The sequence below is a fragment of the Allobosea sp. P2_A10 genome, assembly GCF_056405115.1.
Genome location: NZ_JBFUCS010000001.1, coordinates 500,133 through 525,672, shown reverse-complemented (window position 1 = coordinate 525,672; position 25,540 = coordinate 500,133). Strand labels below are relative to the sequence as shown.

Here is a 25,540-nt window from a genome sequence, read left to right as displayed (position 1 = left end):
GATGGCGGGCGCAGCCAAACTCGACGGCATTCTCGGCGACACGCTCGACTGGCCGTTCTTCGAGGAGCGTCACCGCGTCTTCGCGGTCGAGCTCGCCGCTTGGGCCGACGCCACCCTGCCCGGATTGCCGCATGACGATGTCGACGCCGCCTGCCGGGCGCGTGTCAGGGCGCTGGGCGAGGCCGGCTTTCTGAAAGCGGCTGTTCCGGGCGCCTATGGCGGACTGACGCCGGCGCTCGACGTCCGCACGCTCTGTCTCGCCCGCGAGATTCTCAGCAGCCGCGACGGGCTTGCCGATTTCGCCTTCGCCATGCAGGGGCTCGGCACCGGCTCGATCAGCATCGCCGGGTCGGACGAGATGAAAGCGCGCATCCTGCCGGGTGTTCGCGAGGGCCGCCGCATCGCCGCCTTCGCGCTGTCGGAAAGAGAGGCTGGCTCGGATGTCGCGGCGATGGCGACGACGGCCGTGCCCGATGGCAACGGCCATGTCCGCATCGACGGCGAGAAGACCTGGATCTCGAATGGCGGCATCGCCGATCACTATGTCGTCTTCGCGCGCAGCGGCGAGGCTCCTGGCGCGCGCGGCCTGTCGGCCTATCTGGTCGAGGCCGACACGCCCGGCCTGACGATTGCAGAGCGGATCGATGTGATCGCGCCCCACCCCTTGGCCACCCTGCGCTTCGACGCCTGCCGCATTCCGGCCGAGAACCGCATCGGCGGGCCCGGCGACGGCTTCAAGGTCGCGATGGCGACGCTGGACATCTTCCGCTCGACCGTCGGCGCGGCCGCGCTGGGTTTTGCAAGGCGCGCGCTGCACGAAACGGTGTCGCACGCCAACGGGCGCAAGCTCTTCGGCGGCACGCTTGGCGATCTTCAACTCAGCCAGGCCGCGATCGCCGACAGCGCGGCCGAGGTCGATGCAGCGGCGCTGCTGGTCTACCGCGCCGCCTGGACCAAGGACAAGGGCGCGACCCGCGTCACCCGCGAGGCGGCTCTCGCCAAGATGGTCGCGACAGAAAACGCCCAGCGCGTGATCGACCGCGCCGTCCAGATCCATGGCGGGCTTGGCGTCACCAAAGGCGTCAAGGTCGAGGAATTATATCGCGAAATCAGAGCCTTGCGCATCTATGAGGGTGCGACCGAGGTCCAGAAAGTGGTGATCGCGCGCGACCTGCTGAAGGCGCAGGCGCAAAGGGCGGGAGGCTGAGCATGGCAGACGGCTTCCTGCGATCGGGCCATATCGACAGCTTCGCGCGCGACAACCTGCCGCCGCGCGAAAGCTGGCCGGACCTGCGGCTCGCGGAAGCCGGCCTCGCCTATCCCGAACGCCTGAACGTCGTCACCGAACTGCTCGACCGCCATGTCACGGAGGGTCGGGGGCAGCGCACGGTCATCGTCGCGACCGACCTTGAATGGAGCTATGCCGACCTCGCCGAGAGGGTGAACCGCATCGCCAATGTGCTGACGCGCGATCTCGGCATGGCCGCCGGCAACCGTGTGCTGCTGCGCGCCGCCAATACTCCGATGATGGTCGCCGCCTATTTCGCCGTGCTCAAGGCCGGCGGCGTCGCCGTCGCCACCATGCCGATGCTGCGGACGGGCGAACTGGTCTATCCGATCGTCAAATCCGGGATCGCGCTCGCGCTCTGCGACCGCAAGCTGCTCGCCGATCTAGAAGCCGCGCAGAAGCAGGCGCCCGGACTCCGGCGCATCGTCACCTGGGGCGACGGCACGGCGGCAAGTCTCGAGGCGCTGATGGCGCAGGATGGCTACGAGACGTTTGCTGCCTGCGACACCGCCCGCGACGATGTCTGTCTGATCGGCTTCACCTCGGGCACCACCGGCGAGCCCAAGGGCACGATGCATTTCCATCAGGACCTGCTGGCGATCTGCGACTGCTATGGCGCGCGCGTGCTGCAGGCCTCGCCCGACGATCGCTTCATCGGCTCGCCACCGCTCGCCTTCACCTTCGGGCTCGGCGGGCTCGTGCTTTTCCCGATGCGGATCGGGGCGGCCAGCATCTTCCCCGAGAAGGCCGGCCCGGCCGATCTGATCGACGCGATCGAGACCCACAAGGCGACGGTCTCCTTCACCGCGCCGACCGCCTATCGCGCCATGATCGACAGGCTGGCCGGCCGCGACATCTCGTCCTTGCGCATCTGCGTCTCCGCCGGCGAGGCGCTGCCCAAGGCGACCTTCGACGCGTGGAAGGCGAAGACGGGCCTGCCGCTGATGGACGGCATCGGCGCGACAGAGATGCTGCATATCTTCATCGGCGCAGCCCGCGACAAGATCAGGCCCGGCGCGACCGGCTTGCCCGTACCGGGCTATGAGGCAAAGATCGTCGACGAGGCCGGCAAGACCGTGCCCGACGGCACGCCGGGACGGCTTGCCGTGCGCGGCCCGACCGGCTGCCGCTATCTCGCCGATCCGCGCCAGGCGAAATATGTGCTCGATGGCTGGAACGTCACCGGCGACACCTATCTGCGCGATGCGGACGGCTATTTCTGGTATCAGGCCCGCTCCGACGACATGATCATTTCGGCCGGCTACAACATCGCCGGACCGGAGGTCGAAGCCAGTCTGCTCGCGCATCCAGACGTGCTGGAATGCGGCGTCGTCGGCGCGCCCTGCCCCGAGCGCGGCCAGATCGTGAAGGCCTATGTCGTGCTGCGCGAGGGGCTTCTCGGTGACGACGCGCTGGCCAAGGCGCTGCAGGACCATGTCAAGGCGACGATCGCGCCGTACAAGTACCCGCGCGCCATCGCGTTCGTGCCGGCCCTGCCGAAGACGGCGAGCGGCAAGCTGCAACGCTTCACCCTGCGCCAGATGGCGCGGGACCAAGGCTGATCTGTCTACAAGACGCGAGCCGGAGAACGGCCGAAACCCGAGGCGACGCCATGTCGAACGACACTCTCATCCGCGCCATCCTGCCCGAGGGCTGGCCAGTACCGCGCGGCTACGCCAACGGCATGGTCGCGGAAGGACGCGTGCTGGTCACGGGCGGGCTCGTCGGCTGGGATGCGGCCGGCGTCTTCGCCACAGGGTTCCTGCCGCAGCTGCGCCAGACGCTGATCAACATCAAGGCGGTGGTCGAGGCCGGCGGCGGGAGGATCGAGGACATCGTACGGCTGACCTGGTACGTCACCGACATCGCCGCTTATCGTGCGAGCCTCAAGGATATGGGACCGATCTATCGCGAGGTGATGGGCCGGCATTTCCCGGCGATGGCGGTGGTCGGCGTCGCGGCGCTGGTCGAGCCCGAAGCCATGGTCGAGATCGAGGCGACGGCGATCGTCGCTGCCTGAGCGGGCGCGCTGCCTGCTGATTTGTTTCCATGCATTGCCGGCGGGCCGAAACGATACGATCGGAAACGATCAGTCGCGGTCGTGACCGCCATGGTTAGCGCTTTGTCTACGGTTTTCTCCTGACATTGTCTGTGCCGCCACGAGGCGGATGACAGCAACGGAGATGTTTATGTCCAGCATCAGCGGCGTCGGCGGCTTTCGCCCGCCACCGCCCAAACCACCGAGCTTCGAAACGCTCGACGGCGACAGCAATGGCAGCCTGACACTCGACGAGTTCAAGGCCGGCGCACCGAAAGGCGCCGACAGCGCCAAGAGCGAGAAGCTGTTCAAGGCGATCGACACCGATGGCGACGGCTCGGTCACCAAGGCCGAATCGGACGCCTTCAAGGAGAAGACCGAGAAAGCCCATCAGCAATTGCAGTCCTTCCTGTTCGGACTGCATTCGGGCCATGCCGAAGCCAAGACCGAAACGACATCGTCAGACGACGAGGACGATGTCTTCGCCCAGTTCGACAGCAATTCGGACGGCAGCGTCAGCAAGGACGAGTTCCTGAAGGCGGTCTCGGGCGACGGCAAAAGCGATGCCTCGAGCGATCTTCTGGGCAAGCTGTTCGACGCGATCGATTCCAATTCGAACGGATCGATCTCGAAAGAGGAGCAGGCCTCCTTCCAGCAGGCGCATCAGCGCCGTGGACCGCCACCTCCGCCACCGCCGCAGTCAAGCGTCTCGCTTGCCGCGTCGCAGAGCTATGGCAATGCCTATCAGCTGGGCGCCTCGACCGCCTCCAGCAGCAGCTATTCGCAGGCGGCGTGATCCGCTTCGCCTGAACAACGCCGGCCGGCAGAACGCCGCCCGGCGCTTCAGATACCCGCCCCGTCCTGCAATGCCGGATTGGGCGACCGCTTCCAAAGCCGCGCATGCATCGGGCGCAGCAGGGGCCGCAAGACGAGATCGCCAAGCGCCAGCACCGTCGATAGGTCAGCCCGCTCGGTCAGGGCAAGGCTCCCTAGGAACAACCCGGCCGCGCTGAACAGCCGCCAGCTGATCGCGCTCAGCCAGGCGCGGCGCTCAGGCGTGCCGCTGCGGCCGACGATGCCGAGCGCCGCGCTGCGCAGGCTGGCCGTGGGCTCGATCCGGCGAGGATCACGAGGCTCGTCGGCCTCGACGAAGCCGAAGGCGACCGTCTCGTTGCTGACCTTGTCGACGAGGATGAAGCCGCCGAGTTCGCGGCTCTCCGCGTAAGGCAGGGCGACCACCGGCTTGTCTAGGTTGAGCCGGACCAGCCCGATCCCGTTCATCCGCAGGCTCTGCGACGGCACCGGCCGGAAGCCTTCGATGTCGATGCTATGACGCAGCGTGCCGAGCGTCGCATTGGCGCTCTGGGTCGCGAGCTTGAGCAGGAACTGGCCGCCTTCGACCAGCGCTTTCTCGCCGGTCCAGAGCAGATGCGCGACGAGTTCGCGGCTGACCGGAAGGGGAGCCTGTGCCGAGACGATCACATCGCCGCGCGAGATGTCGAGCTCGTCCGCCAATGTCAGCGTGACGGCCTGGCCGGCGCAGATATGCCCGGCCTCGCCGGCCGCGCCGATCAGCCGGGCGATCCGGCTCGTCCTGCCCGACGGCAGCACCACGACCGCATCGCCGACCCGCGCTTTGCCCCTGACCGCCGAGCCGGCGTAGCCGCGAAAATCGAGATCGGGCCGATTGACCCACTGCACCGGCAGCACGAAGCCTTCCGCCTGCGTCATCGGCGCGACAGCGATGTCTTCCAGCAGCGGCAAAAGCGCTGGCCCTGTGTACCAGGGCATCGCCTGCGAGCGGCGCATGACATTCTCGCCATCGCGCGCCGAGACCGGCACGAACTGTACGGTCTCGAAGCCGAGCCCGGCGGTCGCTGCGAGATAATCGGCGGCGATACGCTGGAAGACCGTCTCGTCATAACCGACGAGGTCCATCTTGTTGATCGCGACGACGACATGGCGGACGCCGACCAGCGAGACGATGAAGGAGTGCCGGCGCGTCTGCGGCAGCAGGCCCTTGCGGGCGTCGATCAGGATGATGGCGAGATCGGCGGTCGAGGCTCCGGTCGCCATGTTGCGGGTGTATTGCTCGTGACCGGGCGTGTCGGCGACGATGAAGGAGCGCTTGCCCGTGGCGAAATAGCGATAGGCGACGTCGATGGTGATGCCCTGCTCGCGCTCGGCCGAGAGACCATCGACCAGCAGCGCGAAATCGGGCAGCGCGCCTCGCGTGCCGAACTTGCGGGAATCGGCGTCGAGCGTGTCGAGCTGGTCGTCGAGCACCGCGCCCGCCTCGTAGAGGACGCGACCGATCAGGGTCGATTTGCCATCGTCGACCGAGCCGCAGGTGATGAAGCGCAGCAGCGAATGCCGTCCGGCCTCGTCGAGGTCCGTGCTGTCATTGGCGGGCAGGCCGTTCCCGCCCGGCTGCCTTTCCCTGGCAAGCGCCGTCATCAGAAATAGCCTTCCTGCTTCTTCTGCTCCATAGAACCCGCGCCGTCATGGTCGATGACGCGGCCCTGCCGCTCCGAGGAGCGCGAAGCGCGCATCTCGGCAATGATCTCGGTGAGGCTCGCGGCTTCGCTCTCGACCGCTCCGGTCAGCGGGTAGCAGCCGAGCGTGCGGAAACGCACCATGCGGGTTTCGACGACCTCGCCGGGGCGCAATTCCATGCGCTCGTCGTCGCGCATGATCCAGGCGCCGTCGCGGCGCACGACCGGGCGCGGGGCGGCGAAGTAAAGCGGCACTACGGGTATGTTCTCCAGCGCGATGTAGTCCCAGACATCGCGCTCGGTCCAGTTCGAGAGCGGAAACACGCGAAAGCTCTCGCCCTGCGCCTTGCGCGTGTTGAAGAGCTGCCAGGGTTCTGGGCGCTGGTTCTTCGGGTCCCAGCGATGCTCCGGCGAGCGCAGGGAGAAGACACGCTCCTTGGCGCGGCTCTTCTCCTCGTCGCGACGCGCACCACCGAAGGCCGCGTCGAACTTATGCAGATCGAGCGCCTGCTTCAGGCCTTGCGTCTTCATGACGTCGGTATGGACGCGCGAGCCCGAGGCGAAGGGGCCGATGCCGGCCCTCACACCGTCCTGGTTGATATGGACGATCAGGTCGAGCCCGAGCCGGGCCGCGGTCGCGTCGCGAAAGGCGATCATCTCGCGAAACTTCCAGGTCGTGTCGACATGGAGCAGCGGGAAAGGCGGCTTTGCCGGCCAGAACGCCTTCATCGCGAGATGCAGCAGAACGGCGGAATCCTTGCCGATCGAATACAGCAGCACCGGCTTGTCGCAGGTCGCCACCACCTCGCGGATGATGAAGATCGCCTCGGCTTCGAGCTTCTGAAGATGGCTGAGCTGGATCATGCGTGGGCTCCCGTCACGGCGGGTTTCGTGCGGACGAGTGCACCTTCGGGGCCGACGTGCAGGCCGCATTCCTTCGCAGCGTCGTCCTCCCACCACCAGCGCCCGGCCCGCTCGGGCTCGCCGGGCGCGATCGCCCGCGTGCAGGGCTGGCAGCCGATCGAGACGAAGCCCTTGTCGTGCAGCGGGTTGAGCGGAATGTCATTGGCTTTGGCGAAGGCGACCGCCCGGTCCCGCGACCAGTCGAGCAGGGGGTTGAGCTTGATCAGCCCCCTCGCCTCGTCGACCTCGGCAAAGGCCACGCCGCCACGCGCTGCCGATTGGTCGGCACGCAGCCCGGTGATCCAGATATCGGCGCCGGCCAGCGCGCGGCCGAGCGGTTCGACCTTGCGGATGTCGCAGCAGCTTTTGCGCGCCTCGCGCGAGCCGTAGAAGGCGTTGATGCCGTTCTGGCGCACAAAGAGCTCAATTGCGTCATGACGAGGATAGAACGGACGGATGACGATGCCATAGCGCGCCTCCGTTTCGGCCCAGAGCGCATAGATCTCGGGAAACAGCCGGCCGGTGTCGAGCGTGACGAACTCGGCCCGGACACCCGCCTGCACGATCAGATGCGTCAGCACCTGATCCTCCAGCCCGAAGCTGGTGGTGAAGACGATGCGGCCATGGCTGGCGTCGCGTAGCCGGCTGAGCCGTTCGAGCGCATCCGTCTCGCCGAACGCGTCGGCCCATCCGGCAGCGCGCGTAGCGAGAACACTGCGAGCGGCAGACGATTGATCCGGGTCGGGGTTTTCGAAAGCCATGATACGCCTCAGGCGTTCGGTAAATCGAACGCCTGAGCTATATCCGCAGGCCTGAATGATCAATTCACAGCAGGTAGCGTGGTTTTTCTTATTTCACTTCCAATGGAGAAGAATGTTGCTGCGGTGGCCTTTTCGGCTCAAATCCCACGCGTTGAGCCGCCATCGATGCGGATCTTCGCGCCGGTGACATAGCTCGCCCGCGTGCTCGCGAGGAAGGTCACGACGTCGGCGAACTCCTGCGCGGTGCCGTAACGGCCAACGGGAATCGTGGCGCGCGAGGCCTTGGCGGTCTCCTCCGGCGTCGTGCCGGTGCGGTCGGCGGCGGCCTTGTCGAGCTGGTCGACGCGCTCGGTGTGGATGCGGCCGGGCAGCACGACATTGACGGTGATGCCTTGCGCGGCGACCTCGGCGGACAGTGTCTTGGACCAGCCGATCACGGCCGAGCGGATACCGTTCGAAAGCGCCAGACGCGGTATCGGCTGCTCGACGCCTGACGAGGCGATGGTGATGATACGGCCAAAGCCGCGCTCGGCCATGCCGGGCAACAGCGCCTGCGCGACATGGAATAGGTTTGCCGCCATCCCCTCGAAATGCTTGAGCCAGTCGTCGCGCTTGGCTTCGCGCGCCTCGGCCGGCGGCGGGCCGCCGGAATTGCCGATCAGGATATCGACGCCGCCCTGCTCCTTGAGCGTGGCCAGCAGCGCCTCGACGGAGGCGAAATCGCCGAGATCGACCTTTGCCGCCTGCACCCGCTTGCTCACATCGGCAGGGAGTTCGGCGGCCCAGGCGTCGATGGCGGCCGTATTGCGGGCAGCCGCGATCACGGTCGCGCCCTCGGCTGCGAGCGTGCGCGCGATCGCCGCGCCGAGGCCGCGGCTCGCGCCCAGCACCAGAGCGCGCTTGTCGTGAAGGCCGAGATCCATGGTCTGCTCCGTCGGGTTCGATCGACGCAGCTACCGCGCGCCCTGGCTGACGCTGATAGCGGCTCGCTCGCGCCAAGGGAATGAGTGCGGCGTCAGGCTGGGCCACGACGATGGCATGGCCGACGCCCTCGACGTTGAGATCGATCGGGATGTGGGGCTGCGCCGGCGCGTCGGCTCGCGTTCAGACGAGTTCGAGCGCGTCGTCCGCCAGCACACAGCGGATGATACGCCCTTCCCCGAGAAGGACAGCCGGCGGCAATTCCGCCCGGCAGCGTTCCTGGGCGTGCTTGCAGCGCGGCGCGAAGGAGCAGGAGTTCGGCGGCTCGCCGAGCGCCGGCGGCGCGCCGGGGATCGCTTCCAGCCGCTCGCCCTTCCGGGCGCCATGAAGGTTGGCGGCCAGCAAGCCCCTGGTGTAGGGGTGCTGCGGATCGCGGATGAGCTCGCGCACCGTGCCGGTCTCGACGATCTGGCCGGCATACATCACGGCGAGCCGGTCCGAGACCTCGACGGCGACGCCGATATCGTGCGTGACGAAGAGCATGCCCATGCCCATGTCGCGCTGGAGCTGGCGCAGCAGCAGCAGGATCTGGATCTGCACGGTGGCGTCGAGCGCCGTCGTCGGCTCGTCGGCGAGCAGCAGCTTCGGCCGTGCGGCGAGCGCGAGCGCGATCATGGCGCGCTGGCGCATGCCGCCCGACATTTCATGCGGATAGGCTTTCAGGCGGCGCTCCGGCGAGGGAATGCGCACGAGCTCCAGCAATTCGAGCGCGCGGGCCATCGCGACTTTCCGGGACACCTTCTCGTGACGGACGATCGCCTCGGCAATCTGCTCGCCCACGGTGTAGACCGGGTCCAGCGCCAGCGCCGGGTCCTGGAAGATCATCGAGGTGACACGCCCGCGATAGGCCGAGAGTTCCGCCGGGTTCAGCGCGAGCACGTCGCGCCCGTCGACCTGAACCTTGCCGCCGATATCGGTGCGGCTTTCGGGCAGCAGGCGCAGCAGCGTCTTGAGCGTCACGCTTTTGCCGGAGCCGGATTCGCCGAGGATGCCCAGCACCTTGCCGTGTTCCAGCGTCAGCGAGACGCCGTTGACCGCGTGGACGGTCTGCGCGCCGCGAAAGCGCACGGTGAGGTTTTCGATGGCGACGAGCGGCGTGCTCACGCGGCCTCCTCAAGCTTTGGCGCGCGGCTGTGACCGGAGCCCGCGACCTCCATGTGGCAGGCGACCTGACGCGCGCCCTCGCCCGCCGTCGCCAGCACCGGCTTGACCTTGGCGCAGATTGTCTGGGCCTGCGGGCAGCGCGGGTGGAAGCGACAGCCGTCGGGCGGGTTGATCGGGTTGGGCGGATCGCCCGCGAGGGGCGCTTCCATGGTCCGGTTGTCGGGGTCCATCGACGGCATCGCCGAGAGCAGCGCCCGGGTATAGGGATGGCGCGGATCGTCGTAGAGTTCGTCGACCGGGCCGATCTCCACGACCTCGCCGAGATACATCACCATGACGCGGTCGCTGATGAAGCGGACGACGTTGAGGTCGTGCGAGATGAAGATGTAGGTCAGGCCGAACTCCTCGCGCAGATCCGCCAGCAGGTTGAGCACCTGCGCCTCGACCGATTTGTCGAGCGCCGAGACAGCTTCATCGAGGATGACGAGACGCGGGCCGAGCGCGAGCGCGCGCGCGATGTTGACGCGCTGGCGCTGGCCGCCCGAGAGCTCATGGGGATAGCGCGCCGCAAAGCGCGCCGGGTCGAGCCCGACGCGCTGGAGCAGGTCGCGGGCGCGCAGGATCGCGGCCCCCTTCGAGACGCCGTGCACGGTCGGCCCGAAGGCGATCGAATCCTCGATGGTCAGGCGCGGGTTCAGCGAGGCATAGCTGTCCTGGAAGACCATCTGCGCCTGGCGGCGATATTCCTTCAGCGAGAGCGAAACGCCGCCGACGATCTCGCCGTCGAACAGCATCTCGCCCTTGTCCTGCGCGATGAGCTGCATCACGACGCGCGCCGTGGTCGACTTGCCGCAGCCGGATTCGCCGACGACGCCGAGCGTCTCCCCTTTCAGCACCGAAAAATCGACGCCATCGACAGCGCGCACGACGGCGCCGCGGCCGATCGGGAAATGCTTTGTCAGGGTGCGGGCTTCGAGCAGGGGTGTGCCGGCGCCGCCTCGGTCGGGTGTGGTTTCCAGCACGGGATCAGCCCTTCACATCCATCGCCGAGCGCAGGCCGTCGGAGAGCAGGTTGAACGAGATCGAGGTGATGAAGATCGCAGCCCCCGGCAGGGCCGCGACCCAGGGCTGGACATAGATCGCGGTGCGCAGCGTGTTCAGCATCAGGCCCCATTCCGGCGTCGGCGGCTTCGTGCCCAGACCAAGAAATGAGAGGCCCGAGGCCAGGATCATCGAGACCGAGATCAGGCTGGTCGCATAGACGAAGATCGGGCCGAGAACATTGCCCAGCACATGGACGCGGATGATCGTGCCCGAGCCTGCGCCGCTGGCGCGCGCCGCCTCGACATAGTCCATAGAGCGGACCTGCGTCGTCACGCTCTCGGCGATGCGTGCGATCGGCGGTATGAAGACGATGGTCAGCGAGAGCAGCGAATTGGCGATGCCTGCTCCCATCGCGCCCGACAGTGCTATCGCAAGCAGCACCGAGGGGAAGGCGTAGAAGATATCGACCGTGCGCATGGTGATGGTGTTGAACTTGCCGCCGAAGAAGCCCGCCGCGACGCCGATGACGGAACCGAAGACGAAGGCGATGAGGACCGGCACCACGCCCATGAACAGCGAGAGCCTCGCCCCGAAGATCAGGCGCGAGAGCATGTCGCGGCCGAGTTCGTCGGCGCCAAGCGGATAGCCCGGCGTGCCGATCGGGCGCAGGCGCCGCAGCATCGAGGAGCGGGTCGGGTCGGCCGGCGCGATATAATCGGCGAAGACCGCCATCAGGATGATCGCCAGCACGACGATGCCGGCCGCGACCGCGACCTTGTCCCTCCTGAAGCGCCTGAACACGCCAGCCCAGTAGCCCGGCGATTTTGCCAGCGGCGGGGCGATGGCGAGCGCGACGCTGTCTGTGATCGCGGCCATCTCAGCTCCTCCGGACACGCGGATCGAGCAGGCCCTGCACGATGTCGACCAGCACGTTCAGGCCGACGAAGAACATCGCCAGCACCAGGATCGTGCCCTGCAGCAGCGGCAGGTCACGCTGGAAGATGGCGTTGCCGAGCAGGAAGCCGGTGCCGGGCCAGGAGAACACGGTCTCGATCAGGATCGAGCCGCCGAGCAGATAGCCGAGCTGGAGGCCCATCACGGCGAGCGCGGTCGGCGCGGCGTTCTTCACGACATGCTTGAACACGCCGAAATCCATCAGCCCTTTCGCCCGCAAGGCAGGCACGAATTCCTGGTTCAGGATGTCGGCGACAAGCGCGCGCACGGTGCGGGCGATGATGCCCATCGGGATCACCGACATCGTGACCGCCGGCAGGATCATGTAGCTGACATGCTCCCAGTTCCAGATCCAGGCAGCCGAGCCGCCCGGCCCCGCGCCGCCCGGCGGCAACCAGCCGAGTTGCACCGAGAAGACGATGACCATCACCATGCCCAACCAGTAATGCGGCACGGAGACGCCCAGTACAGCGAGCATCGAGGCGAGTTTGTCGAGGACCGAGCCGCGGAAATAACCGGCGACGAAGCCGAAGAACGAGCCGAGCAGGAAACCGATCACCGTCGCCAGCAACGCGATCAGCAGCGTGTTGCCCACCGCACGCCAGACTTCCGCCGCGACCGGCCGCCCCGTGGCGATCGAGGTCCCGAGATCGCCCTGCAGCGCCTTCATCAGCCAGAGCGCGAACTGGATCGGCAACGGCCGGTCGAAGCCGTAGATCTTGCGCATCTCGTCCTGCGTCGCCTGCGAGGCATCAGGCGGCAGGATCGAGGTCAGCGGATCGCCCGGCGCAATATGCACCAGCAGAAAGCAGAACACGCTGACGCCGAGCGCTACCGGAAGGACATAGAGAATGCGCTTGGCGAGGTAGGTCAGCATGGGGGAGCCGTCATGGTCGGGCTTGACCCGACCATCTTGGAAAGCAGTGCTTTCTCGTCACGAGGTTCTCGGGTCTGCGCTTCGCTTCGCCCGAGAATGACGCCCATCGGAAACGCAGCCATCCCGCCCCTCACTTCGCCATCGTGATCGGCGAAAAGTCCTGGAACCAGTTCTGGGCCTGAATGAACCCCTTCACCTTGGGGCTGAGCGCACGCGGGTTGACGTCGTGCGTCACCATCAGGAACAGCGCCTCGTCGACGTATTTCTCGTGAATCTTCTGGAGCACCTTGGTCTGCTCGGCAGAATCGAAGGTGTTGCGGACCTGCTCGAACAGCTTGTCCATCTCGGGATCGCAGTAATAGCCCCAGTTCGTCCCGGCCGGCGGCTGGAGATTGCACTGGAGGTGGCGGACCAGGCCGGTGAAGGGGTCCTGGATGAAATAGGTGTAGTTCATCCCGGTCGCGCCGCGCGAGGATTCATGCTTGGCGCCGGCGCGCCAGATGTTGATCAGCGTGTTCCACTCGACGACCTCGAAGTCGATCTTGATGCCGACCTCGGCGAGGTTCTGCTGCACGAACTCGTTCATCGGCAGCGGCTGCATCTGGCCGGAACCAGACGGCGCGATCAGGATCTTGGTCGTCACCGGCTTGGCTGGCGAGAAGCCGGCCTCGGCAAGCAGCTTCTTTGCCGCCTCGGGGTCGTATTTCAGCTTGAAGGTCGGGTTGCCGAACCACTGGTGGCCGGGCGGGTAGAAACCCTGAGCCGGGATCATCAGCCCGCTCAGCAGTTCCTTCAGCCCCTCGCGGTCGACGGCGAGATTGGCGGCCTTGCGGATGCGGATGTCGTTCCAGGGCGAACCCTCGACGCGGGAGAGATGCCAGGTCCAGTTGTGCGGATAGGCATTGGTGATGATCTGGAAGCCGGCTGTCTTGAGCGAGGGCACGAGATCAGGCGACGGCGCCTCGATCCAGTCGACCTGTCCCGAACGCAGCGCTGCGGCCCGCGCATTGGCCTCGGGCAGCGGCAGCAGCACGAGCTTGTCGAGCTTGGGCACGCGCGGCTTGTCCCAATAGCCGGGGAACGGCGAGAGTTCGGCGCGCTCGCGCGGCTGGAAGGCGGTGAGCTGCCAGGGGCCGGTGCCCGACGGGGTCTTGGCGAAGGCGTCCCAGCTCTTGCCGAGCTTTTCCCACTGCGCCGGCGAGGACATCATGATCCAGGCGATCTGGTAGGGCAGCGTCGCGTCGGGCGTCTTGGTGACGATCTCGACCTTGTACTTGTCGATGACCTTGTAAGTGCCGACGGCGGGAATGCGCGAACGGCCCTGCGCCGCCTGGCGCTGGTCGAATTGCGGCGCATCGTTCTTCAGGAGCTTGTCGAGGTTCCAGACCACGGCGTCGGCCGTGAATTCCGAGCCGTCATGGAATTTCACGCCTTCACGCAGGACGAAGGTCCATTTGGTCTTGTCGGTGGCGTCGACGGCCCAGCTCGTGGCGAGGCCCGGAACGAGGTCGGAGGCCTTGTCGGCCTTGCTGAGGTCCCAGTTGATGAGGCCGTCATAGACCGTATAGCCCATGAAGCGCATGCCCTCGCCGCCCTGATCGGTCTGGCCGGTGGTCAGGGGGATATCGGACGCCGTCATGCCGATGCGCAGAGTGCCCTGAGCTAGCGCCGACTGGGCTGCGAGAGTGAGGCCAGCCGCAAGGGACAAAGCGAGAGCGGAACGGATCATCGGGCAACTCCGAAATGGACGATTTCGAAGTTGCATGAGCAAGGGCTGTGCCAGTGCTGGAGGCAGGGCCTGCTCGATCCTGCGTGCAATAGGGCAACGTGCAGGGCCTGAATCGCAGCGCAAAGGACCGCGACTGGATTGCCTGTTATTTCAGCAGCCATCGCTGCTTAAATAACAGGCAAGCATATCGTAGGTGCCGGGCGACCCGTTCAGTGAAAATCGCGTGATTTCGGCAGGATGCGGACATTGCGCGGATGGCGGCCGCGCGGGATCTGCGGATGCAGGAACTCGTCGGCCCGGGTCATGGCGATCTCGGCGCGGTGCGTATCGGAGAGGCCGAGCAGATCAGACGTTCGGTCGATCACGCGCTGCGCCATCAGATGGGTCACGCCTTCCGGCGACTTCTGCATCCGACCCTCGACCAGCAGCAGCCGCGCCGCCATGACCTCGCGGCGAAAACGCTCGAACAGCCTGGCCCAGAGCACGACATTGGTCACGCCGGTCTCGTCCTCCAGCGTGACGAAGATCGCCTTGCCGTTGCCCGGCCGCTGACGCACCAAAACGACGCCGGCGACCCGCGCGAAAGCCGCGTCGGGTTTCGCATCGGCTTCGGCACTGCTCAAAATGCCCTCGCGGCGGAAGCGCGGCCGCAGTATCTGCATCGGATGCCCCTTCAGCGAAAGGCGCGCCGTCTGGTAGTCGGCGACGATATGCTCGGGCAGCGTCATCTGCGGCAGCGCAATGTCGGGCTCTGTCCCAAGTTCCTGTGCATCGGCGGCGGCAAACAGCGGCAGCGCCTCGCCGTCGGGCAGGCGACGCACCGCCCAGAGCGCCTCGCGCCGGTCGAGCCCCATGGACCGGAACGCGTCGGCGTCGGCGAGCAGGCGCATGGCGCGCGCCGGCAGGTTGGCGCGGCGCATCAGGTCTTCGACGTCGCGATAGCCTTCGCCGCGCGCGCCCTCGATCGCCAACCCCCATGCCTCGGCGAAGCCGTCGATCTGGCGAAAGCCCAGGCGGAGCGCGAATGGATATTTTTGTTTCGGTTCACTGACCGCATGGTCAGTACAGGCGCTGGAAGAACCCCTCTCCTGTAAGGAGAGGGGCAGGGGTGAGATGACGGCCGCTGGACCAGGAAGGCGCTGGCCCAAAGGATGCTGCGGTGAGGTCGCGCTCGATGCGGAGAACGTCCGCCCCCTCACCCTGCCCTCTTCCTTCGGGAGAGGGTTCCCCGCGCCTCTTCCGGCAAAATTATCGACATGAGAGCTCCCGAGTTTGGTCCGCTCCAGCGCATTGTCCCAGTCGCTCAGATTCACGTCGATCGCGCGGGGCTCGACGCCGCCATAATCCTGCGCCTCGCGCACGATCTGCGCCGGCGCATAAAAACCCATCGGCTGTGAATTCAGAAGCGCGCAGGCGAAGGCCGCCGGATGGTGCCTTTTCAGATAAGACGAGATGTAGACCAGCTTGGCGAAGGAGGCCGCGTGGCTCTCGGGGAAGCCATAGCTGCCGAAACCCTTGATCTGGTCGAAGCAGCGCTGGGCGAAATCGCGTTCATAGCCGCGCGTCACCATGCGGCCGACCATCTTCTCCTCGAACTGGCCGATGGTGCCGACATTGCGGAAGGTCGCCATGGCGCGGCGCAGGCCATTGGCCTCGATGTCTGTGAACTTCGCCGCGACCATGGCGAGCCGCATCGCCTGCTCCTGGAAGAGCGGTACGCCCTTGGTCTTGTTCAGGACCTCGAACAGTTCGTCTTTCTCGCCATGCTCCGGTGATGGCGAAGGATAGGTTACGGTCTCGATGCCGGCTCGCCGTCTGAGATAGGGATGCACCATGTCGCCCTGGATCGGGCCGGGACGGACGATCGCCACCTGGATGACGAGATCGTAGAGAATGCGCGGCTTCAGCCGGGGCAACATATTCATCTGCGCCCGGCTCTCGACCTGGAAGACGCCGAGCGATTTTCCCTCGCAGAGCATGTCGTAGGTCGGCGCGTCGTCCTTGGGAACGTCGGCGAGACCCCAATCCTTGTCTTCTTCATGCTCGCGCAGCAGATCGAAGGCTTTTCGGATGCAGGTCAGCATGCCCAATGCCAGCACATCGACCTTCATCAGTTTCAACGCATCGATGTCGTCCTTGTCCCATTCGATGAAGGTGCGGTCGTCCATCGCTGCGTTTCCGATCGGCACTGTCTCGTCGAGGCGGCCGCGCGCCAGCACGAAGCCGCCGACATGCTGCGAGAGATGGCGCGGGAAGCCGAGCAGCCGCAAAGCGAAACCAACAGCGCGGCCGATCACGGGATTCGCCGGATCGAGCCCGGCCTGGCGGACATGCCGGTCGGATATTTCGGTGCCCCATGAGCCCCATTGCGTGCCGGCGAGCTTGGCCGTGACATCCTCTGTCAGACCGAGCGCCTTGCCGATGTCGTGAATGGCGCTACGGGGGCGATAGCGGATCACCGTCGCGGCGATGCCGGCGCGATGGCGGCCATATTTCTCGTAGATCCACTGGATCACCTCCTCGCGCCGCTCATGCTCGAAATCGACGTCGATATCGGGCGGTTCCTTGCGCTCGGTCGAGATGAAGCGCTCGAACAGCACATCGCTTTCGGCCGGATCGACCGCCGTGATCCCGAGCACGTAACAGACTGCGGAATTGGCGGCCGACCCCCTGCCCTGGCAGAGGATGCCGCGGCTATCGGCGAATTCGACGATCTGGCGGATGGTCAGGAAATAGCGGGCATAGTCGAGCGTCTGGATCAGGGAGAGTTCCCGCACCAGCAGGTCCCGGACCTTGTTAGGCACACCCAAAGGGTAACGGATTTCGCTGCGCCGCCTGACGAGTTCCTCCAGCCAGCCCTGCGCTCTCCAGCCCGGCGGCACCGGCTCATCGGGATATTCATATTTCAGCTGGCCGAGATCGAACTCGATCCGTGCGAGCAGATGACCGGTCTCCTCGATGGCTTCAGGCGCATCGCGGAACAACCGCGCCATCTCCCGCGCCGTCTTGAGGTGGCGCTCGGCATTGGCTTCAAGCAAACGCCCTGCCCTGTCGATGGTGACGCCTTCACGGATGCAGGTCATGAGATCCTGCAGGTCGCGCTGGCAGGCTGAGTCGTAGAGCACGTCGTTGGTCGCCAGCAGCGGCGTGCGGGTCTGGGCCGCAATCGCCTTCAAGCGGGCGAGCCTGCGGCGGTCGTCGCCACGGCGATGCATGCTCGCTCCGAGCCAGACCGCGCCGGGTGCGGCCTCAGCGAGCCGGGCGAGATGGCCGGGAAGCGCATCGAGGCCCTTGCCGGGCATGACGATCAACAGGAGATCGCGCGCATCCGACATCAGGTCGTCGAGATGGAGCAGGCAATCGCCTTTCTTCACCCCCTCCTTCTGATTTCCGGAGCTCAGCAAACGGCAGAGTCTGCCCCAACCGAGCCGGTTGGCGGGGTAGACGACGATGTCGGGCGTGCCGTCGGCAAAGACGAGCCGGCTGCCGGTGACGAGCCTGAAGCTTTTCGCCATCGCCTGAAGCTGCGGCGCGGTGAAGGGCAGATCGGCGAAGGCCGGGTTCTCCAGCCAGAGATATTCGCCGGGGCTGCCGCCCTCACGGATCTTTTCGGGCGCGGGCAGGCCGTCCTCGCGCAGGTCCCTCAGCGCGCTCCAGGCGCGCACCACGCCAGCGACCGTGTTGCGGTCGGCGATGCCGAGGCCGGCATGCCCGAGCAGCAGCGCCGTCAGCACCAGATTGGGGCCGGGCGAAGCGCCGCGCAGGAAAGAAAAATTCGTCGCGGCAACGAGTTCCGCGTAAGGGCTGCCAGATCGATTCATGCGAAGAGCCCGTGCAGGAACCAGCGCGGCGGCTCGCTTTCCGGCTCGTGAAAGCCGGTGCGGAAAAGCCAGAAGCGGCGTCCCTGCACATCCTCGACGCGGTAATAGTCGCGCATCGGCTCGGTCGAACCGTCGCGCCACCATTCCGGGGCGATCCGCTCCGGCCCCTCGGCGCGGGCGACATCGTGCAGGAGACGACGCCAGCGAAAGCGGATCGGCGGGCCGTCTGGCACCTCGGCAATCGCTTCGACCGGCTGCGGCGGCTCGAAAAGCTGGAGCGGGCGAGCCGGCGGCTCGTCGGGTTCCGGGGCGGGCCATGCAACGCCCTGCCGTGGCACGGCGACCGGCACCGCGACAGCCTCGCGACGCGGGTCATGGCTGTCCTGCGCGACGAAGCGCAGCACCCGGTCGTGGCCGAAACGGGCGACGAGTCTGTCGACCAGATCCGCCACCGCCTCGTCCTCGACCGCGCGCCGGTCGAGGCTTTGCTGCGCTTCGTTCAGGGGCTCGCAGACCGGCACGGCCAGCCGGATGGCATCGAAACCGAAGCCGGGGTCGAGCGGATCGGCCAGCGTGTCGATGCGCTCGCGGTACAGCCTGAGGATCGCCCTGGCGTCGCGCGAGGGCCGGCCGGTTTCGACGACGAGCCGCCTGACCGCGCCATCGCTGCGGAAAAAGCCGATCTCGAAGACGCGCCCGCCCTCGCCGCGCTGCTCCAGCACGCGCGCGGCTTCGCCGATCAGCCTCGTCACGACATCCTCGAGGCTGTCGGAGTCCAGCAGGGGCTCGGCGAAATGCCGCTCGACGACGCAGTCGGGCGGCGGCCGCAAAGGCGTGATGCGGGCGTCCTCATGGCCGAGCGTGCGACGCAGCCGCGTGACGATATCCTCGCCGAAGCGGGCCGAGAGGGCGACGGACGGGCGCTCGGCGAGATCGCGGATCGTCTTAAGCCCAGCCCGCGACAGGGCGATCACCGTCTCCTGCGAGACGCCGAGCGCGGCAACCGGCAGGGCCCGCGTCATGGCTTCATCCTGCCCCGGCGCCACGATGCCCACTGCCCCGAAGCGCGATATGGCGCGGGCCGCTTCCGGCGTTCCGGCGATGGCTGCACGCAGCGACAGGCCAGAGCGGTGCATGCGTGCGCCCAGGCTTGCATAAAGCTCCGCCTCCCCGCCGAAGAGATGGGCGCAGCCGGTGATGTCCAGCATCAGACCATCGGGTGCGTCCAGCGCAACCAGCGGCGTGAAGCGTTCGCAGAAGGCGGCCAACCGGTCGATGAAGCGCCGGTCGGCCTGCGGCTCCGCATCGACCACGACAAGGCCGGGGATGCGGGCTCGGGCATCGGCCAGCGTCAAGCCACGCGTCAGACCCTGCACCACTGCGCGCTGGTCGCAATCGACGAGCCGCAGCGCATTGCGAACCGTCTCGACGACGACGAGCGGAGGCTCATCCGGTGCGCCGGATACCGGGATCCGCCCCTCCCGCCGCAGCCGGTCGGTCGGCAGGAAAGGGAACCACAGAGCGAGGTAACGGCGCGGCATCGGGGTTGGCTCTGGATTGCTGAGGGGGTGCTTCCTGAAATTCCCGGTCCTGGAAGGATTGTCGGTCACGGTCCCACTCCACACGCCACTCATGCTCACCGAGGCCGCCGCGATGGCGTAAAAGCCTGATGCTGAAAGCCGGATCGCCCGGCGCATTCGCCTCCCGCGCCCGCGACGGCAGCGCACCGACCAGCCAGCGCGTCCGGGCGGCGCTGGCCTTCTGCAAAGTCGAGGCGCGCAGCAGCACCGTGGTGACGCCGGAGCCCTCCGCCGCCAGCGCCAGCCGCCGGCTCGCCGTCAGGTCGAGCTGGCGCGGTTCGCCCCAGGGTTCGATCAGGGCCGCGCCCAGCGCCGGACAGCGCGCGGCTTCAGCGCCGGCACGCAGCACGCCCTGCGCATCGCGGGCGCGCACCAAAAGGATGCGGGCAGGATCAAGACCGAGTTCGGCGAGCCCCGGTGGATGCAGGCGGCCGGCCTCGGCGTCGAGATAGTCCTGCCTGACCCAGAGGATCGGGCGCTGCCCGGCTGCCCGCAGCGCCATCCCCACCGCAAAGCCGGTCGCGGCAGCGAGATCGGCAGTGCCGGACGCATAGATTTCGTGAAGCGCCGCACGCGCGATGCCGCCGCCGAGCGCCTCATCGACACGGCCCGCGCCGAACGCGACCTGCCCGACCTCAGGCGGCACGCAACGCAGCGCCGCGTCGGCAAGATGGCGGCGCAGATCGGCCAAGACGAACGGGTTTGGTTGGGTCCGCATGGAAACTCGTGTTCTTTATTTGTTCTTTTATAGAGCGAGCCGCGAGCGAAGGCGAGTCGCCTCTTTCGGCATAAAAAAACCCGGCCCCTCACGGGACCGGGTCTCGGACGGTCGGATAATGGATCTACGGATCAGTTCGCGGTGTAGACCAGCTCGCGCTCCGCCTTGGGCGGCAGGAAGGCGCGCGAGAAGATCTCCTCGGGCTTGGGCGTGCGGGCGAGCTGGTAGCCCTCGACGATGATGCCGATGGCGCTGGCCATGCGGTCTTCCCTGGTGTCGCCGACGCCGATCTCCTTCATCTCGGGCGAGACCATGAGTTCGGTGAAGGAGTATTGCAGACGCCGCTTCTCGATTTTCTCGTCGACGAGATTGTCGAAGTTCATCACGCCCTTCATGCCGATGGACTGGTCCTTGGCGATCTCGATCATGGCCTTGTTGGTAGCTCTAACGAGACCGGCGACCGCCTTCGGATTCTCCCTGATCATCTTCTGAGAGACCATCAGGCCGTTGGAGTAGAGATCCAGCCCATAGTCGCCGAAGCTGAGGAAATTGAAGTCCCTGTCGGGGTCCTGACGGTTGAGCAAGAGGTTGAAATAGCCGGTGATGTTGAAGATCAGCGCGCCGTCGATGTCGCCCTTGATCAGCAGAGGCTCCTGCAGGTTCGGCGCCATGTTGGAGAGCTTGATCTTGCTCATGTCGAGCCCGTTCTTGCGGGCGAAGACCTCGAGCAGGCGGGTCGTCGGGGTGCCCTGCGCGCCGCCCAGCGTCTTGCCTTCGAGATCCTTGGGTTTGGCGATGCCAGCGGCCTTCTTGCTGGAGATGGCGAAGGGCGGCCGGTTCCAGATCATGTAGACCATCACCGGCGCTTCGCCGGGCTTGGCGGAGGCGTTCTGGATGATGGCGTTGACGTCGCCGAAGCCTGCGTCGTAGGCGCCGCCCATGATGCGGGTCACGGTCGCGCCCGAGCCCTCGCCCTGGTCGATGACGACGTTCAGCCCTTCGGCCTTGTAGTAGCCCTTGTCCCTGGCGACGAAGAAGGCAGCGTCGGAGCCTTGCGTCTTCCAGCCCAGGGTGAACTTGACCGTGGTCTCCTGCGCCTGGGCAAGGCCTGTGAAAGCAAGGCCGGCGATGAGCGTCGCTGCGAATCTTTTCAGCATCTTGGTCCCCTTTGTTGAGATCGTGATTCAGTTTTCAGGCGGCGATGAGATCGTTCTTGCGGGTGGCCCAGCCGGTGACTTTGGCTTCGATCAGCGAGAAGGCGACGTAGAGCGCCACGCCCAGCCCCGCGAGGATGAAGAGTCCGGCAAAGACCAGCGGCACGTTGAAGTTGGACGAGGCCGACATCATCACGTTGCCGATGCCGCGATTGGAGGCGACGGTCTCGGCCAGCACCGTGCCGACGAAGGCATAGGTGATCGCGACCTTCAGCGAGGCGAAGAAGAACGGCATGGTGCGCGGCAGCCCAACGTTCCAGAGGATGTCGAACTTCGACGCGCCGAGCGCCTTCAGCACGTCCTCCATCTCCGGCTCGGTCGTGGCCAGCCCCGTCGCGATGTTCACGACGATCGGGAAGAAGCAGATCGAGAGCGAGGTCAGCACGGCCGGCACAGTGCCCGACCCGAACCAGAGCACGAAGATCGGCACGACCGCGACCTTCGGGATCGAGGAGAAGCCGATCAGCAGCGGATAGACGGTGTCGTAAGCCGTCCGCGAGACGCCGATGACCGCGCCGAGAAGCGCGCCGAGCGCGACGCCGAGAACGAAGCCCGCCATCGTCGTGCCTAACGTCTGGAGGATGTGCGGCCAGAGGATCGGCATGCGCTGGTAAAGCGTGACGAAGACCTGGCTCGGGCGCGGCAGGATCAGGTCCGACATGCCCGACAGCAGGCAAAACAGCTCCCAACCGGCGAAGAACAGAACGATCAGCCCGCCCGACCAGAGCTTCTGCCGGAGCCTGAGATTGCCCATCAGATCGCTCCCTCGGCTTCGGGCGAGCGCGCGCCGACGATGAGTTCGCGCAGGCGCTGGTTGAGCGCGACGAAATCCGGCTCGAAGGTCATCGCGATCGAGCGCGGACGGGCGAAGCCGACCGGGCTGTCGTCGAGGATGCGGCCGGGCCGCGCGCTCATCACGCAGATGCGGCTGGCGAGAAAGCCGGCCTCGCGCAGATCATGCGTCACCAGCAGCACGGTCGGCCGGTGCGCCAGCCACAAATCCTGCAGGATCGCCCAGAGTTCCTCGCGGGTGAACTGGTCGAGCGCGCCGAACGGCTCGTCGAGCAGCAGCAGGCGCGGCTCGTGGATCAGGGCGCGGCAGAGATTGGCGCGCTGGAGCATGCCGCCCGAAAGCTGCCAGGGATACTTCGAGGCGAAGCCCTTGAGGCCGACCTGCGCCAGCAGCGCATGCGCCTTGTCGCGAAAGGCGCCTTTTTTCTCCCGCGCATAGTGCGAGCGAAAGGGCTGTACGATCTTGAGCGGCAGCATGATGTTCCGCTCGATCGTCAGCCAGGGCAGCATGGTCGGGTTCTGGAAAGCCATGCCGATGCGCAACGCCTTGGCCGAAACCTCGCGACCACCGACGATGACGACGCCGGCGGTCGGCCGCACCAGTCCGCTCGCGAGGCGCAGGATCGTCGACTTGCCGCAGCCCGACGGCCCCACGAGCGCGACGAACTCGCCATCGGAAATGCGCAAGCTGGTCTCGGCAAGGGCCGGCACCGAACTTGCTCCACGCCCGAAGGTCACGGACACCTGCGACAGTTCGACAGCCGGCGCGGCACGCTCCGCAATTGTCGGCGGGATCGGCTTATCGGTGCTGGAGGCGAGTCGAGGCTGCGCGCGGGTCATGATAAAAGTGCATGCAAAGCTGATGCCAGATTGTATCCCGAAATCTCTCGCCCCTGACGGACAGCGCCGCGGCGCCGGCTCCATTGCGAAACAGACGGCGAAAGCGCTAAGACGAACCTTCGGAAGCGTGGGTTTCAGCGATGGCGCGTGACAAGGATCTGGGTCGCGGTTCGTCCGACCGGGTCGGGACCATCTGCCGCGCGCTGCGCCGCGCCATCATCGAGCAGGCTCTGGAGCCGGGCGCGAAACTGCCTGAGGATGCGCTCGGCGAACGTTTCGGCGTCAGCCGCACGATCGCGCGCCACGCGCTTGGCCAGCTTGCCGCCGAAGGGCTCGTCGAACTCCGACGCAACCGCATCGCCGTCGTGGCGACGCCGAGTTGGCAGGAGGCGCGCGACGCCTTCGACATCCGCATCGAGCTTGAACGGCTGGTGGTGAGCCAGCTCGCCGGCCGGCTGACCAAGACGCAGATCGCCACGCTTCACGCTCATGTCGACGCTGAGGACGCCGCGCGCAACGGGCCTGATGCGGTCTCGATCCGGCTTGCGACCGAGTTCCACATCCTGCTCGCGACGATGACGGAAAGCCCGATCCTGATCCGCTATGTCAGCGAGATCGCCTATCGCTGCTGCCTGACGCTCTCCCTGTTCAGCCGGCCGCATTCATCGGAATGCGCGATCACCGAGCATCGCACGCTGATCGACGCGCTCGCCGCCGGCGATGCCGACAAGGTGATGGCGCTGATGCACCATCACCTCGATTCCGTCGCCAGCCGCGCGTTGGTGGCGCAGGCGAAGCCGCGCGGCCGTGACATCATGGATATTCTCGCCCCATACGCAGAGAGCCCGGCGCCAGCCCGCAAGGCGGCGCTGAAGGCCGTGCCACGCCAGGACGCTGCGGAGTAGACGGCGGCATATAGCCGTTGCGGCATACAAACTGCATGCACTTTTATGCCTCCTGATGACGGCAAGACCGTCTCTCTCCGTAAAGCCGCCCCTCCCCGCCATGCCGACCGACAGCGCCTTCGATCTGATCTTCCGCCAGGCAACGCTGGCCGGCCGCAGCCACCCGGTCGACATCGGCGTTAATGGCGGGCGTATTGCCGCGATCGAACAGCGGATCGTCGCCGACTGCCCGGAGATCGTCGTCGATGGGCGGGCGGTTCTCCCGGGCTTCGTCGACAGCCACGTCCATCTCGACAAGGCCTGCCTGCTCGGGCGCTGCGGCCATATCAGCGGCGGGCTGAAGCAGGCGATCGCGGCCGTCTCGGCCATGAAGCGGGATTTCACCGTCGAGGATGTCCATGCCCGCGGCGCTCAGGTGCTGGAGACGGCGATCGCCAAGGGCACGACGCGGATGCGCACCCATGTCGAGGTCGATCCGCGCGCCGGTCTGCGAAGCCTGGAGGCGATCAAGGCGCTGAAGCGCGACTATGCCTGGGGGCTCGATCTGTCGATCTGCGCCTTTCCGCAGGAGGGGCTGACCAACGATCCGGGCACGGACGAATTGCTTGTCGAAGCTCTCTCGTTAGGCGCGGATGTACTCGGTGGCTGCCCCTACACTGACAGCGATCCCAAGGCGCAGATCGAGCGGCTGTTCGATCTCTCCGAGCGCTTCGACGTCGATCTCGACTTTCATCTCGATTTCGACCTCGACCCGTCCTGGATGCTTCTCGACGAGGTCTGCCGGCAGACGACGCTGCGCGGCCATAGTGGGCGCGTCACCATTGGCCATGTCACCAAGCTTTCGATGCTGCCGCCGGATGATTTCGCGCGCGCCGCCGATCGCCTCGCCGAAGCCAACGTCGCGGTCACTGTATTGCCCGCGACCGACCTCTACCTGATGGGCCGCGACGCAAGCCACGCGGTCCCGCGTGGGCTGACGCCGGCGCACAGGCTGCTGGAGCATGGCGTGACCTGCTCGATCGCCACCAACAACGTGCTGAACCCGTTCACGCCCTTTGGTGATTGTTCGCTGCTGCGGATGGCCAATCTCTACGCCAATGCCGCGCAGGTCGGGCCGGACGGATTCGAGGCTTGCGTCGCGATGGTGACGACGCTGCCGGCCCGGCTGATGCGGCTTTCCGATTACGGCATCGCGATCGGCAACCCCGCCGACCTGATCGTGCTCGACGCAGCTGGTGCCGGCGATGCGTTGGCTGGGATCGCCGAGCCGGTGATGGGCTTCAAAAGCGGACGCCAGAGCTTTTCGCGGCCGGCTGCGGTTTTGAACAAGCCGTGACGGCCAGGAAAATCGACGCCTGATCGCCCTGTACCGTCATTCCGGGCGCAGCGAAGCGGAGACCCCGAAACCATCGTGGAGCACAGCGCCCTTCGATGAATTCCGGATCGGCGCGGCGGAGCCTGTCCTTGGGCCGGCCAAAGGCCGGACCCGAGGGCCG

Annotated in this window: 21 protein-coding genes; 6 read left to right on the top strand and 15 right to left on the bottom strand. The window is 66.4% G+C overall.

All coding sequences use genetic code 11. The features are described from left to right. Position 1: 1 nt before the first annotated feature. The 4 genes from AC1DZY_RS02565 to AC1DZY_RS02550 all read left to right on the top strand — a co-directional run bounded on the left by AC1DZY_RS02565 (position 2) and on the right by AC1DZY_RS02550 (position 4,122). Positions 2-1,207, top strand: a complete 1,206-nt coding sequence (locus AC1DZY_RS02565; RefSeq protein WP_476818486.1) for an acyl-CoA dehydrogenase family protein — start codon at positions 2-4, stop codon at positions 1,205-1,207. Between the two features lie 2 nt (positions 1,208-1,209). Next, positions 1,210-2,850 carry a benzoate-CoA ligase family protein gene (locus AC1DZY_RS02560; protein ID WP_476818485.1) on the top strand — a complete coding sequence of 547 codons (1,641 nt, stop codon included), beginning with the start codon at positions 1,210-1,212 and terminating at the stop codon, positions 2,848-2,850. Between the two features lie 50 nt (positions 2,851-2,900). Beyond that, positions 2,901-3,308, top strand: coding sequence for a RidA family protein (locus tag AC1DZY_RS02555; RefSeq protein ID WP_476818484.1), 408 nt, complete (start codon positions 2,901-2,903; stop codon positions 3,306-3,308). A gap of 169 nt (positions 3,309-3,477) precedes the next feature. Then, positions 3,478-4,122: an EF-hand domain-containing protein gene (locus AC1DZY_RS02550; RefSeq protein ID WP_476818483.1), complete on the top strand. Its 645-nt coding sequence runs from the start codon at positions 3,478-3,480 to the stop codon at positions 4,120-4,122. A 47-nt stretch (positions 4,123-4,169) separates the two neighbouring features. On the opposite strand, the gene AC1DZY_RS02545 is transcribed toward AC1DZY_RS02550, so the two are convergent. From AC1DZY_RS02545 to AC1DZY_RS02475, 15 genes are all read right to left on the bottom strand, one after another. After that, entirely contained in the window at positions 4,170-5,783 is a 1,614-nt protein-coding gene (locus tag AC1DZY_RS02545; protein ID WP_476818482.1) for a sulfate adenylyltransferase subunit 1, read from the bottom strand. Beyond that, on the bottom strand, positions 5,783-6,685 hold the full coding sequence (cysD, locus tag AC1DZY_RS02540) for a sulfate adenylyltransferase subunit CysD (RefSeq protein WP_476818481.1): 903 nt from the start codon (positions 6,683-6,685) through the stop codon (positions 5,783-5,785). Before cysD ends, AC1DZY_RS02545 begins: the two co-directional genes overlap by 1 nt. Next, positions 6,682-7,485 (bottom strand): phosphoadenylyl-sulfate reductase, encoded by an 804-nt coding sequence (locus AC1DZY_RS02535; RefSeq protein WP_476818480.1) that lies wholly within the window; start codon positions 7,483-7,485, stop codon positions 6,682-6,684. Before AC1DZY_RS02535 ends, cysD begins: the two co-directional genes overlap by 4 nt. A 137-nt stretch (positions 7,486-7,622) precedes the next feature. Further along, complete coding sequence (locus tag AC1DZY_RS02530; RefSeq protein ID WP_476818479.1) at positions 7,623-8,408, bottom strand: SDR family oxidoreductase; 786 nt, start codon at positions 8,406-8,408, stop codon at positions 7,623-7,625. Between the two features lie 181 nt (positions 8,409-8,589). Next, entirely contained in the window at positions 8,590-9,570 is a 981-nt protein-coding gene (locus AC1DZY_RS02525; RefSeq protein WP_476818478.1) for an ABC transporter ATP-binding protein, read from the bottom strand. Beyond that, positions 9,567-10,592, bottom strand: a complete 1,026-nt coding sequence (locus AC1DZY_RS02520) for an ABC transporter ATP-binding protein (protein WP_476818477.1) — start codon at positions 10,590-10,592, stop codon at positions 9,567-9,569. Before AC1DZY_RS02520 ends, AC1DZY_RS02525 begins: the two co-directional genes overlap by 4 nt. A gap of 4 nt (positions 10,593-10,596) precedes the next feature. Continuing rightward, positions 10,597-11,490, bottom strand: a complete 894-nt coding sequence (locus AC1DZY_RS02515) for an ABC transporter permease (RefSeq protein ID WP_476818476.1) — start codon at positions 11,488-11,490, stop codon at positions 10,597-10,599. A gap of 1 nt (position 11,491) precedes the next feature. Beyond that, positions 11,492-12,445 (bottom strand): ABC transporter permease, encoded by a 954-nt coding sequence (locus AC1DZY_RS02510; RefSeq protein ID WP_476818475.1) that lies wholly within the window; start codon positions 12,443-12,445, stop codon positions 11,492-11,494. Positions 12,446-12,575: 130 nt separating this feature from the next. Then, the gene (locus tag AC1DZY_RS02505; protein ID WP_476818474.1) at positions 12,576-14,174 is read right to left on the bottom strand and encodes an ABC transporter substrate-binding protein; all 1,599 of its coding nucleotides are present in this window, start codon (positions 14,172-14,174) and stop codon (positions 12,576-12,578) included. A gap of 209 nt (positions 14,175-14,383) precedes the next feature. Continuing rightward, positions 14,384-17,995 (bottom strand): error-prone DNA polymerase, encoded by a 3,612-nt coding sequence (locus AC1DZY_RS02500; protein WP_476818473.1) that lies wholly within the window; start codon positions 17,993-17,995, stop codon positions 14,384-14,386. Then, positions 17,992-19,536, bottom strand: coding sequence for a Y-family DNA polymerase (locus tag AC1DZY_RS02495; RefSeq protein WP_476818472.1), 1,545 nt, complete (start codon positions 19,534-19,536; stop codon positions 17,992-17,994). Before AC1DZY_RS02495 ends, AC1DZY_RS02500 begins: the two co-directional genes overlap by 4 nt. Next, complete coding sequence (locus tag AC1DZY_RS02490; RefSeq protein ID WP_476818471.1) at positions 19,442-20,293, bottom strand: ImuA family protein; 852 nt, start codon at positions 20,291-20,293, stop codon at positions 19,442-19,444. The genes AC1DZY_RS02495 and AC1DZY_RS02490 overlap by 95 nt, the downstream gene beginning before the upstream one ends. 131 nt (positions 20,294-20,424) lie before the next feature. Continuing rightward, positions 20,425-21,450, bottom strand: a complete 1,026-nt coding sequence (locus AC1DZY_RS02485) for an ABC transporter substrate-binding protein (protein ID WP_476818470.1) — start codon at positions 21,448-21,450, stop codon at positions 20,425-20,427. Between the two features lie 34 nt (positions 21,451-21,484). Then, positions 21,485-22,261: an ABC transporter permease gene (locus AC1DZY_RS02480; RefSeq protein WP_476818469.1), complete on the bottom strand. Its 777-nt coding sequence runs from the start codon at positions 22,259-22,261 to the stop codon at positions 21,485-21,487. After that, a complete protein-coding gene (locus AC1DZY_RS02475) occupies positions 22,261-23,139 on the bottom strand; it encodes an ABC transporter ATP-binding protein (protein ID WP_476818468.1) in 879 nt (292 codons plus the stop codon). Before AC1DZY_RS02475 ends, AC1DZY_RS02480 begins: the two co-directional genes overlap by 1 nt. Positions 23,140-23,279: 140 nt before the next feature. Here AC1DZY_RS02475 and AC1DZY_RS02470 point away from each other — a divergent pair, with 140 nt between their 5' ends. Further along, complete coding sequence (locus AC1DZY_RS02470; protein WP_476818467.1) at positions 23,280-24,044, top strand: GntR family transcriptional regulator; 765 nt, start codon at positions 23,280-23,282, stop codon at positions 24,042-24,044. Positions 24,045-24,144: 100 nt separating this feature from the next. Beyond that, positions 24,145-25,380, top strand: a complete 1,236-nt coding sequence (locus AC1DZY_RS02465) for an amidohydrolase family protein (RefSeq protein ID WP_476818466.1) — start codon at positions 24,145-24,147, stop codon at positions 25,378-25,380. The last annotated feature ends 160 nt before the right edge of the window (positions 25,381-25,540 follow it).